The sequence below is a fragment of the Streptococcus suis genome (genome assembly GCF_019856455.1).
Taxonomy (GTDB): Bacteria; Bacillota; Bacilli; order Lactobacillales; family Streptococcaceae; genus Streptococcus; species Streptococcus suis_AE.
On sequence record NZ_CP082205.1, the window covers coordinates 1189554 to 1202143 of the forward strand.

Below are 12590 nucleotides of genomic sequence, written 5' to 3' on the forward strand. Positions count from 1 at the left end.
GGTCCATTGGACCATTTTTTTGTTTGAATTTTGATATACTAGACATAGTATATTCAACGAAAGAATGAGAATTTGATATGAAATTAGTCTATACAGATATTCGCAATCCTCTGACGCAGTATTTAACGGATACCGCAGCAGAATTTGCTAAGGAAGCTAAGCGAGTTTTTTATATTGCTCCAAACTCTCTATCCTTTGAGATGGAACGCAAGGTCTTGGAATACCTACCTGAACAAGCAACCTTTGATATTATCGTGACCCGTTTTGGGCAATTGGCCCGCTATTTGATGATTGATAGGAAAGAATCAGCTCAACCGCTGGATGATGTTGGTCTGGCAATGATTTTCTTTTGTGTTCTATCGCAATTTGAAGATGGCGACTTGAAAGTCTATGGTCGGCTGCAGAAGGATTTTGGCTTCGTTCAACAGTTGGTCACTTTATACAAAGAGTTGCAACGGGCAAATATGTCTATTTTGGACTTGGAAGCCATGGAGTCGCCAGATAAGCAGGCTGATTTGGTAAAGATTTTTCTGGCTGTAACAGGCATTTTGTCCAAAGAAGGCTTTGAGCATCAGTCTAAGTTGGCACAGCTGACTAGCTTGGTGGAAACTGGTCAGTTGGATGAGCAGTTGAAGAACATTGTGTTGGTAGTAGACGGATTTTCTCGTTTTTCGGCTGAAGAAGAAGCTTTAGTAAGTGCTTTAAATGAACGGGTGTCGGAAATCCTGATTGGTGTATATGCCAGCAAGAAAGCTGTGCAAGCGACCTATACGGAAGGCAATGTCTATCAAGCCAACGTTGATTTTTTACGTCAGCTATCAGCGCAGTTCCAGACTAAGGCAACTTATATTGGTCAAGAGCCAGTCTTGGACAGTATTGGAAAATTTTCAAAGAATATGGAGTCGATTTATGATTATAGCGGAACTTTACTTGAGTTGACTCCAGCTGACCAAGAAAAAATCAAGCTATGGGAAGTCGTTAACCAAAAAGAAGAGGTGGAGCAGGTAGCAACGGCAATTCGTCAGCATGTGCATCAAGGGGTTCGCTATAAAGACATCTTGTTGCTCTTGGGGGATGTGGATAGCTACAAGTTGCAGATTGGCAAGATTTTTGACAAGTATGACATTCCTTACTATTTCGGCAAGGCAGAGGAGATGAGTCATCATCCCCTGGTCCATTTTGTGGAGTCCTTGGAACGCTTACGTCGCTATCGTTTCCGAGCGGAAGACCTGCTCAATCTCCTCAAATCTGGTTTGTACGCCAGCATTTCCCAAAAGGAGCTGGACCTATTTGAGTCTTACATCCTCTTTGCGGATATGAAGGGGCAGGCTGCTTTTTCGAGGGCTTTTTCGGTCAATGGCAGAGCTGACTATGACGCTGAAGTCATTAAGGAGAAAAGGCTTGTCTATGATTTGGCTGTCTTGGAACCTCTACGTGCTAAGATTATGGAGCCTTTGAACCAGCTGTTTAAGGCTGGACCACAATCTGGAACTGCCTTGCTTGAGAAATTTATGGCATTTTTGGAGGCGATTGAACTTCCTAAAAATATGGAAAAAATGTCTCGAAATTTGAGCGAAGTAGAGCAAGAAAAAGAAGAGCAGGTCTGGAAAAGTTTTACCTATATTCTTGAGAATTTTCATCAGATTTTCGGAAAAGAAAAGTTGAAAATGGATGATTTTCTGGCTATTTTACAGGCTGGAATGCAGGCCAGCCACTATCGTACCGTTCCTGCAACGGTTGATGTGGTCAATGTCAAATCCTATGATTTGATTGAGCCACACACTGCAAAGTATGTTTATGCTATCGGAATGGGCCAGTCCAATTTTCCAAAAGTTGCCAAGAATACCAGTTTATTGACAGAAGAAGAGATGGAAAAAGTCAATCTTGTTTCAGCTAGTTCTTCACGTTTTGATTTGGTCAGCCGAGAGAATATCAAGAAGAACCATGCTGCCATGATGTCTCTGCTTAATGCTGCGACGGAACAGTTAGTTATTTCCACACCTCAGATTTATAACGAAGGTGAGGATAGTCTCTCCCCTTATATCAAGATTCTCCAAAAAATGGGGCTGAAATCTGAAGAACGTGGACGGATTAAAAGACTTAGTCCGCAAGACATCGGTCACTACAAGAGTCTCTTATCCCGTTTGATTGAGTCGGAAAGACCATCTCTTGATAATGAAGAATGGGAAGGGCAGACGGCCTTCTGGACAGTCTTGGTTCGCCATTTGAAGAAGAAATTGGAGTCGCAAGGTATTGAAATTCCGACCATTACTGGCGAAATTACTTCTAAACAACTTTCAGATGAAACCTTGGCTGCTTTATATCCAGAGGATAAGCCACTCAATCTTTCTGCATCCAGCTTGACCAATTTCTACAATAACCAATATCTTTACTTTGTCCGCAATGTTCTTCGCTTGCGGGAACAGGAATCCATCCATCCGACTGCCTTTCAGCATGGTTTGTTCTTGCATCGGATTTTTGAACGAGTGGTCATGGACCAATCTGATCTAGATTTTGATCAAAAAGTGGACAAGGCCATCCTGCGTACGCATGACGAGGCAGAATTTGCTATGTTTTATAACCAGGCTGCGGATGCTCGTTATACGGAGGAGGTGCTGGATAAGATTGCTCGTTCCAGTGCGACTATTTTGCGGGATAATGATTTGGTTGAAATTGATGGTCAGGAAAAGAGTTTCCGTCAGGATAAGGCGCTGGTTTTTGACCTTCAAAATGGCAAGAGTGTGCATGTCAATGGTACCATTGACCGCTTGGATACCTTACAAATCAATCAGGCTGTCGGTGTTGTGGATTACAAGTCCAGTGACCAATCTTTTTCAGTTGGGGATTTTTACAATGGTCTAAAACCTCAGTTGGTGACCTACTTGGCAGCCTTACAAGAGCTGGATGAAACCAAGGATAAACCTGTTTTTGGAGCTATGTATTTGCATTTGCAGGATCCGATTATCAAATTAAAAGACACAAAGAATTTAGAACAGCTAGAAGGAGCTGCCAATACTAGCTTGGTTTACAAGGGGTTTTTCTTGAAGGAGGAAAGTCTGGGGCTCAATCATTTTTATCAGACTCGTAACCAACTCTACACAGAAGATGAGTTTGCGGTTTTATTGAACCACAACCAAGAACTCTACAAACAAGCTGCCATGGACATTCTGGCTGGTCGCTTTGCTATTAACCCTTATACAAAAGATGGGCGTTCGGTGGCAGGTGAGCAGCTGAAGGCAATCACTGGTTTTGAGGCGGATCGGCACATGGGCATGGCACGGCGGTTGGTCAAGGAGGCCAAGCGTCAAGATTGGATGGAACGAATGAAAGGAGGTCAGGACTAATGGCTTTTGAACAATTTTTAAGCACGGAAGAAATCAGGGCTGTGCAGCTGGCGGAAGCCAATTCTGATAAGCAACAAAAACGCACACCTGAGCAGATTGAAGCCATTTACACGCACGGTCAGAATGTTCTGGTCTCTGCATCGGCCGGGTCAGGAAAGACCTTCGTCATGGTTCAACGGATTTTGGATAAGTTGAAGCGTGGTGTGGGAATCGACCAGCTCTTTATCTCGACCTTTACAGTCAAGGCGGCTGGTGAGTTGAAGGAGCGGATTGAGAAAAATCTCAATGAAACCATTGCGGAGACGACCGATATGGACTTGCGTCGGCATTTGTCTGCCCAGTTAGCGGATTTGACCAAGGCAGACATCGGTACCATGGACTCCTTTACGCAGAAATTGGTGACAACCTATGGTTATAGCCTTGGTATTTCTCCGCAGTTTCGGATTTTACAGGATGAGACAGAAAAAGCGAGTCTGAAAAAAGAGGTCTTTGACCAGCTCTTTGCAGATTATCTTGAAAAGGATGAAAATGGTGCATTCCGCAAACTGGTTCGCAATTTTTCGGGCAACCGCAAGGATAACAGTGGTTTCCGTCAGGTTGTTTATCAGGTGCATGATTTTAGCCAATCGACGAGCAGTCCAACTAAATGGCTGAAAGAGCAGGCTGTTCAAGCTGATTTGTACAGTCAAGAGCGTATAGAGCAGATGCTAGAGCAAGGCTTTAAGGAAAAAGTGTTAGACAAGCTCTATCAAGCTGCAGATTTCTTCCGCTACCATGTGGAATGGGGCAGAAATGACTTTGGTTCTGCCAAGTATTTTGCAAATGTGGAAGAAGTCTTGGATTTGCTGACAGGTTTAGATAGTCTGGACCAGAAGGACTTGATGGAGCGGGTTGAAAGAATCCTTCTCATCAATGATCAGTCCAGAGGCAAGGGTCTGACCAATGCCAATCGACCAAAAGATGAGCATTTGATAGCCTTTAAAGAAGAATACAATGCTGGCAAGAGCCAGATCATCTCAGGACTACGAGATTTGGGTCAGGAAGTTTATGAATTAACCCTGCTGAAAGATTATCAGATTCAAGCTGTGCCCTTGCTGATATTATTACGTGACTTTGTCTTGGATTTTTCGCAGGCTTATCTGGATGTCAAAATCAAGGAAGCAGCTTTTGAATTTGGCGATATTGGGCATTTCGCTATTCGTATTTTAGAAGAAAATGCAGACATCCGCCAGTTTTTCCAAGAAAAATACCACGAAGTCATGGTGGACGAGTACCAGGATAACAACCATAGTCAAGAGCGAATGCTGGATTTGCTGTCTAACGGTCACAACCGCTTTATGGTGGGCGACATTAAGCAGTCCATCTATCGATTCCGTCAGGCGGATCCGATGATTTTCCAAGAGAAATTTGAACTGTATCAGGCAAATCCTCAGGCTGGGAAATTGATTTTGCTCAAGGAAAATTTCCGTAGTCAGATTGAGGTCTTGGAGGCGACAAATGCTATTTTCACGCGCCTGATGGACCGTCAAGTAGGGGAAATCAAGTATGACGACACCCACAGTCTAGTGGCTGGTAGTCCTGGTCAAAAAATTACCCAGCCCAAGCATGAGATGGAATACTTGATTTACGATCAGCAGGATAGCGCAAACTCTTCAACGGATGCTGAGGAGGAAACATCTCTGACTGCTGGTGAAATTGAGGTTGTTGCAAAAGAGATTATTCGTCTTCACAATGAAGAAGGAGCAGACTTCAAGGACATCACTCTCTTGGTGCAAAAACGGACGCACAATGACCTCATTATGTCTATTTTTGAAAAACATGGGATTCCTATTGTGGCAGATGGCGGAGCAACCTCCTATCTGCAATCTTTGGAAGTCATGATTATGCTGGATACCTTGCGGGTTATCAATAATCCACTCAATGACTATGCCTTGGTTGCCCTGCTTAAATCACCTATGTTCCGATTCGATGAAGATGAGCTGACACGGGTTTCCTTGCAGGCTGGGACAGGTTTCTTTTACCAGAAAATGGAAATAGCCCAGCAAACAAATGGGCAACATCCTGAACTTATGTCAGGAGAGTTGAAGAAGAAAATCAAGGATTTCTTGTCTATTTTGGAAAACTGGCGTGCCTATGCCAAATTGCATTCTATTTATGACCTGATTTGGAAGATCTTCAATGAAAAATTCTACTATGACTATGTCGGTGCTCTTCCAAATGGCAGCAAGCGTCAGGCCAATCTATATGCACTAGGTCTGCGTGCCAACCAGTTCGAAAAAACAGGCTACAAGGGCTTGTCCCGCTTCATCGCCATGATTGACCGTGCCTTAGCAAATGACAAGGATTTGGCAGATGTACAAGAGTTTCTACCGCAAAATGCTGTACAGCTGATGACCATTCATAAGTCAAAAGGTCTGGAGTTCAAGTATGTCTTCCTCATGAACATCGATAAGCGTTTCAACTTGGAAGACCATTACCAGTCAGTCATTATCAGCCGGAAAAATGGTCTAGGTATCCAATATTTAGCGGATATGAAAGATAAGGTAAATAGCCCATTGCCTCAGGTGCGAGTCTTAATGAACACCCTTCCTTATCAAACTAATCTCCAAGAGCTAAAAATTGCCAATCTTTCGGAACAAATGCGGTTGCTTTATGTTGCACTAACGCGTGCCGAGAAGAAGCTGTATCTGGTTGGAAAGGGTAATGCTGACAAGTTAGCTGAAAAATACGATGGCAAAAAGGAAAATGGCGTACTTGCCCAATCAACTCGTGAAAGCATGGCGACCTTCCAAGACTGGATTCTAGCCATTGATGAGGCCTTTTCAGGAGAAGACTTGCACTTCAAGAAAGTCTTTGTGACGGATGAGGATTTGACGGAGGAGAAGATTGGCAAACTTATATTGAAGAGTAAGCTAGAAGACGCCAGCCTTAAAGATATTCGTCAATCAGAAGACATCGCCCAGGCCTTGGACCAGTTGTCTTCTGTCCAAGAGTTGAACGAACGCTATAAGGCTGCTATAGAATTACCAAGTTTACGGACTCCAAGTCAAATTAAGAAACTCTATGAGCCTATTTTGGAACAAGAAGGCATGGAAGTTATGGAAAAATACCAGCCCAAACGGACCTTCAACTTGCCAGATTTCTCCAAGAAACCAAAAATCGCTGGAGCCCAAGTCGGTTCAGCAGTGCATGAACTCATGCAACGCTTGGATCTGTCTTGGTTGGTGACTGAAGATACGGTAAGAGAAGCTCTAGAAGCTGTTCATGCTGAGCAAGCGGTTAAAGATAAAATCAATGTTCATATTATTTTGGATTTCTTTGATACAGACTTAGGAAGAGAAATTCTAGCCAATACGGACAAACTCCACCGAGAAGCTCCATTTGCAAGTTTGCAGACAGATCCTGTATCTCAGGAAAACTTTGTCCTTCGTGGGATTATCGATGGCTACCTACTGTATGATGATCATATTGTCCTCTTTGATTACAAGACGGACAAATATGACCAACCAATCCAACTCAGCCAACGTTACCAAGCTCAAATGCAACTCTATGCGGAGGCATTGAAAAAAGCCTACAAGATAAATCGTGTAGACTGTCATTTGATTTTGCTTGGTGGGGAGAAGATTGAAGTGGTCGAAGTTGATGTAAACTAAAAGAGGCTGGGCAAAAGACCCAATGTCATTAAGTTAACTAACCTATCACATTTTGTGGTGGGTTAGTTTTTATGTTACACTAAAAATAAAAGGGGAAAAGTCATGCTAGATCAGATTAAAGCTCATTTACTTGATAGTATTAACGACATCGTTTCTAGTGCCACTCAGTTTGTGCTTCATCCTGAAAAAGATTTTAGTCGGCAAAGTCAGCTAACTATGAAAACCATGATTCAAGCTATACTGACCATGGGGGGTAATACCTTAGCCAAAGAGCTACTTGATTTAGATTTGCCTGTCTCTCAATCTGCCTTTGTTCAACGACGGTATCAGATTAAACACCAAGCTTTTAAAACACTTTTTAGGGATATTACTTCTAAAATTCCAATCTCTGATAATCTCCCTATCCTGGCTGTTGATGGCAGTGATGTGATTCTACCAAGAAATCGTTTTGATAAAACGACCTCTTTTCAAACTGGACCACACCACACTCCTTACAATCTCATTCATATTAATGCTCTCTACAATCTCGAACAAGAGATGTATCATGATTTACGGATCCAAGATAATCGAGAGGTTGATGAACGTGCGGCTTTTATTGATATGATGAAGAACTCTTCTTTCAAACAAGCTCTGGTAATAATGGATAGGGGGTATGAATCCTACAATGTCATGGTTCACTGCCAAGAAAGAAATTGGTCCTATATTATTCGTATTCGTGACGGGAATCATTCTATGAAATCAGGATTTAACCTCCCTGACACCCCTTGTTTTGATGAAAAATTTGACCTAAACATCTGTCGGAAACAAACCAATGAGATGAAGCAACAGTATCAAAATTTTCCTAATCACTATCGCTGTTTACCTAATCACACATCCTTTGACTTTCTACCAAGCTCTAGCCGAAAAAGCGACCCAGTTCAGTTTTACGAACTTCATTTTCGAATGGTGCGTCTCGAAATCAAGCCAGGTTTCTTTGAAACTTTGGTGACAAACACCGATTATTCTCCAGAAAAATTAAAAGATCTCTATGCCTACAGATGGGGCATAGAGACCAGTTTTCGTGACCTAAAATACAGTATCGGTCTGACTCATTTTCATGCAAAAAAGAAGGAAGGGATTCTCCAAGAAATCTACGCTCGCTTTATCAATTTTAATGTTTGTAAATGGCTAACCTCACACGTTGCTATTAAAACATCAAAGTTAAAACAGACTTATAAAATTTGTTTTTCAGACGCTGTTTATGCCTGTCGAAAATTTCTTAGAGAAGAACTTACTTCCTTCCAATTAGAAACCTACATTGCCAAACATTTATCCATCATCCGACCCAATCGAACATTCCAAAGAAAGATAAAAAGCAAGGCACCTGTAAGCTTCACTTATAGAGTAACATAATAGTTGAAAAATTGGGTTAAAAAACCTCCTTTTTGTGCGCCCTAAATACAAAAACTATTCCCGTTTGGTCATCAATTGCTCGGACGGGAATAGTTCCTTTAATTGTTTAAATGCTTAACTTAATGACATTGGGCAAAAGACCAACCTCGCTTCTCAGGGTTCGTGTCAACATCTCAGCGCAGTGGTTGATTGGCAGATTTGTTCGTGTTTTACACTCCAAATCTGACCTAATCAACTGTGCGGGGGCGGGAAGACGAACTCTTTTTTTGGCCAGTCGAGTTCTTTCCCGCTCCCTTTTTCTGTTTGGTTAGATTGAGGCCGAATGGGACAAGATTTTCTTCTTTTTTCAAAATTCGCTGGATATTTTCCTTGTGACGGATGATGACAAATAGGCCCAAAAAGACGATGATGATGGTAAAGAGCCAGTCGTAGCTTGGCAGGATGATTCCTATTGCTGGAAATAGCAGAGCTCCTAAGATGGCTAAGGTTGCTGCTAAGACGCTAGAGAAGGAAACCATGGACGTCAAGTAGAGGCAAAGGGCAAATACTAGAATTAAATAAAAACAGAAGGCAGGAGCAAATCCCATTAACATACCAGCCGACGTTGCCACAGCCTTTCCACCTTTGAATTTGGCAAAGATAGGGAAAGTGTGCCCCAGTACAGCCAGTAGCCCAAAGACAATCGGAGAAATTCCTTGAACATGAAAAATGACTGGGAGCAAGGCTGCCAAAGTTCCCTTGAGAAAATCAACAACAAATACAATCGTTCCAGCTTTTGGCCCAAGAATACGAAAAGTATTGGTCGTACCCGTATTTCCAGAGCCATGCTCGCGAATATTAATCTTGAAAAATGCCTGTCCAATCCAGAGACCTGACGGAATAGAGCCCAACAAATAGGCTACAATCAATAAAATACAATTCAATAACATGCTCTCATTATACCACAAATTCAATTGATTTTTCGTAAAATACTTCTGTTTGCCCTGTTCCATCCGAAAGACAGCAGAAAAATTTTGCAAAAATGCCCAAAAACTTGTAATATAGAAAGGATGATAAGTATGGAGGTCAGTTTTGGCTAAGAAAGAGATTAATATAAATAACTATAATGATGATGCCATTCAGGTATTGGAAGGGCTGGACGCCGTCCGCAAACGCCCCGGAATGTACATCGGATCCACAGATGGGAATGGCCTTCACCACATGGTCTGGGAGATTGTAGACAACGCTGTCGATGAAGCCTTGTCTGGATTTGGTGACCGAATTGATGTGACCATTAACAAGGATGGTAGTTTGTCCGTTTCCGACCGTGGACGTGGAATGCCTGTCGGCATGCACGCAACAGGCAAGCCAACCGTTGAAGTTATCTTCACCGTTCTCCACGCAGGTGGTAAGTTCGGTCAAGGTGGCTACAAGACTTCAGGTGGTCTCCACGGGGTTGGTTCTTCGGTGGTCAATGCCCTGTCCAGCTGGTTGGAAGTTGAGATTACCCGTGACGGAGCTGTTTATAAGCAACGATTTGAGCAGGGCGGAAAGCCAGTCACGACCCTAGAAAAGATTGGTACCGCACCAAAATCAAAAACAGGTACAAAAGTCACCTTTATGCCTGATGATACCATCTTCTCAACGACTGATTTCAAGTTCAATACCATTGCCGAACGCCTGAAAGAATCAGCCTTCTTGCTCAAACAAGTCACCATGACCTTGACAGATGAGCGGACTAGTGAGCAGGAGGAGTATCACTATGAAAATGGCGTTCAGGACTTTGTATCCTACCTCAACGAAGACAAGGAAACTCTGACACCAGTCCTCTATTTTGAAGGAGAAGATGCAGGATTCCAAGTACAAGTTGCTATGCAGTACAACGACGGCTATTCAGACAACATCCTATCCTTTGTCAACAACGTTCGGACCAAGGACGGCGGTACCCACGAAACAGGTCTCAAACTAGCCATTACCAAGGCCATGAACGACTATGCCCGCAAGACCAACTTGCTCAAGGAAAAGGACAAGAACTTAGAAGGTTCTGACTACCGTGAAGGTTTGTCTGCGGTTCTCTCAATCCTTGTCCCAGAAGAGCATTTGCAGTTTGAAGGACAGACCAAGGACAAGCTGGGCAGCCCGCTTGCTCGTCCTGTGGTGGACGGCATTGTATCGGACAAGCTGACCTTCTTCCTTTTGGAAAATGGTGAGCTAGCATCTAATCTAGTTCGCAAGGCTATTAAGGCACGTGACGCCCGCGAGGCCGCTCGTAAGGCACGTGACGAATCTCGAAATGGTAAGAAAAACAAAAAGGACAAGGGTCTTCTGTCAGGTAAGCTAACCCCAGCTCAGTCTAAAAATCCAGCCAAAAACGAACTCTATCTGGTCGAGGGAGATTCGGCCGGAGGCTCTGCCAAACAGGGTCGTGACCGCAAGTTCCAAGCCATTCTACCCTTGCGAGGTAAGGTTATCAATACCGCCAAGGCGAAGATGGCAGACATCCTCAAAAACGAAGAAATCAACACTATGATTTACACCATTGGTGCAGGTGTTGGGTCAGATTTCACTATCGAAGATGTCAACTATGACAAGATTATTATCATGACCGATGCGGATACGGACGGTGCCCACATTCAGACCCTCTTGCTGACCTTCTTCTATCGTTATATGCGACCATTGGTAGAAGCAGGACGGGTTTACATTGCCCTTCCGCCGCTCTACAAGATGTCCAAAGGCAAGGGCAAGACTGAAAAGATTGCCTACGCTTGGTCTGATGGAGAACTTGAAGATCTCCGCAAGGATTTTGGCAAGGGCTTTATCCTCCAACGCTACAAGGGGCTCGGTGAGATGAATGCCGATCAGCTCTGGGAAACAACTATGAACCCTGAAACTCGTACTCTTATCTGTGTTACCATTGAAGACCTAGCCCGTGCTGAACGCCGTGTGTCCGTCCTCATGGGCGACAAGGTCGAGCCACGCCGCAAGTGGATTGAGGACAATGTTAAGTTTACCTTGGAGGAAGCAACAGCTTTTACTAAATAATCTCAGGGAAGTTGAGGTGCCATATGGTTTTAGAAAATAAATTGGGGATTGAAAATTCGGCTGAATTAGCCCGTCTTGAGGAACAAATCAGCAAGAAAAAAGCAGCTCAACTGTTCGAAACTGGCCAACTGTTCCAGATAGAAGTTGGAACTTTTGCAGGTTTGGTACACATTCATCAGGCTTTATTTGAGGATATTTACGACTTTGCAGCTAAGATTCGCGATGTTAATATTGCCAAAGATAATTTTCAATTTGCCCCTCGTATTTTTCTGGAGCAGTCATTGGCTCACATTGACAAGCTACCTCATACTACTTTCGATGAGATTGTTGACAAGTACGCAGATATGAACATCGCACATCCCTTCCGTGAAGGAAATGGTCGTAGTATGCGTATCTGGTTGGATTGTATGCTACGGGATAGTTTGGGTAAGGTTGTTGACTGGAATAGCATTGATAAAGATGAGTATTTCAATGCAATGGTTAGAAGCCATGTGTCAATAGGAGAGCTTAAATATCTGTTATTGCAAGCCTTAACGGAGGATCTTGGTCAGGCTACTTATTTCAAAGGCATCGACCATTCTTATTACTATGAAGGATACAATCTCTATCGCACAGAGGATTTGTAACTCTAGCAGAAGCAAACTATGTGAGGTGTTTTATGCCACTAAGAGTAAAATTAACTGACCGTTTTCAAAAACGGTTGTCTGAATGGGCTCGAAAGCGCAAGCCATTTAAAAACAAACAGGAATTAGAAGAAAAGTTTGACCAGGCGCTTGAAACTTGGAAATCCTCCAAGACTAGAGAACGGGCAGAAGCCTTGTTGTCTGATCAAGGGAAATTGGAACATTTTCTACAAGATATCGAGAAGAAATTGGCGCGACTTCCATTTGGCGGGGACAAGTTTTCAGCCATTCCAGGCTTGATTTCCATGGTGCGAAGCTATATTCGTAGGGATTACAGCAAGTTACCCAAAGGGACAATTCTCGCAATTATAGGTGCTTTGATTTATTTTTTTAGTCCTATTGATGCCTTACCAGATTTCATCCTTGGAGCAGGTCTACTTGATGATGCCTTTGTCCTTAATGCCTGTTTGAAATTAATCAAAACAGATGTCGATGATTTCAGAAACTGGCAGGCAAGTCAGCGGAAATTGGAAGAGTAGCTCTGCTATGACAAAAGG

7 protein-coding genes are annotated in these 12590 nt (G+C 43.0%); 6 read left to right on the top strand and 1 reads right to left on the bottom strand.

The features are described 5' to 3' along the window. Positions 1 to 77: 77 nt before the first annotated feature. The 3 genes from rexB to K6969_RS05850 all read left to right on the top strand — a co-directional run bounded on the left by rexB (position 78) and on the right by K6969_RS05850 (position 8389). Complete coding sequence (gene rexB, locus K6969_RS05840) at positions 78 to 3344, top strand: ATP-dependent nuclease subunit B (RefSeq protein ID WP_171943083.1); 3267 nt, start codon at positions 78 to 80, stop codon at positions 3342 to 3344. Next, positions 3344 to 6997 (top strand): helicase-exonuclease AddAB subunit AddA, encoded by a 3654-nt coding sequence (addA, locus tag K6969_RS05845; protein ID WP_171943082.1) that lies wholly within the window; start codon positions 3344 to 3346, stop codon positions 6995 to 6997. The genes rexB and addA overlap by 1 nt, the downstream gene beginning before the upstream one ends. 102 nt (positions 6998 to 7099) lie before the next feature. Beyond that, complete coding sequence (locus K6969_RS05850; RefSeq protein WP_321537485.1) at positions 7100 to 8389, top strand: IS4 family transposase; 1290 nt, start codon at positions 7100 to 7102, stop codon at positions 8387 to 8389. Between the two features lie 227 nt (positions 8390 to 8616). On the opposite strand, the gene plsY is transcribed toward K6969_RS05850, so the two are convergent. Continuing rightward, positions 8617 to 9318 carry a glycerol-3-phosphate 1-O-acyltransferase PlsY gene (plsY, locus tag K6969_RS05855; RefSeq protein ID WP_321537486.1) on the bottom strand — a complete coding sequence of 234 codons (702 nt, stop codon included), beginning with the start codon at positions 9316 to 9318 and terminating at the stop codon, positions 8617 to 8619. 142 nt (positions 9319 to 9460) lie between these two features. Between plsY and parE the strand changes: the two genes are divergently transcribed. From parE to K6969_RS05870, 3 genes are read left to right on the top strand one after another with little or no spacing between them, the layout of a single operon-like run. Continuing rightward, positions 9461 to 11410 carry a DNA topoisomerase IV subunit B gene (gene parE / locus K6969_RS05860; protein ID WP_321537487.1) on the top strand — a complete coding sequence of 650 codons (1950 nt, stop codon included), beginning with the start codon at positions 9461 to 9463 and terminating at the stop codon, positions 11408 to 11410. A gap of 23 nt (positions 11411 to 11433) precedes the next feature. Beyond that, a complete protein-coding gene (gene fic, locus K6969_RS05865) occupies positions 11434 to 12036 on the top strand; it encodes a protein adenylyltransferase Fic (protein WP_174852245.1) in 603 nt (200 codons plus the stop codon). Positions 12037 to 12068: 32 nt separating this feature from the next. After that, complete coding sequence (locus K6969_RS05870; protein ID WP_029174927.1) at positions 12069 to 12572, top strand: YkvA family protein; 504 nt, start codon at positions 12069 to 12071, stop codon at positions 12570 to 12572. The last annotated feature ends 18 nt before the right edge of the window (positions 12573 to 12590 follow it).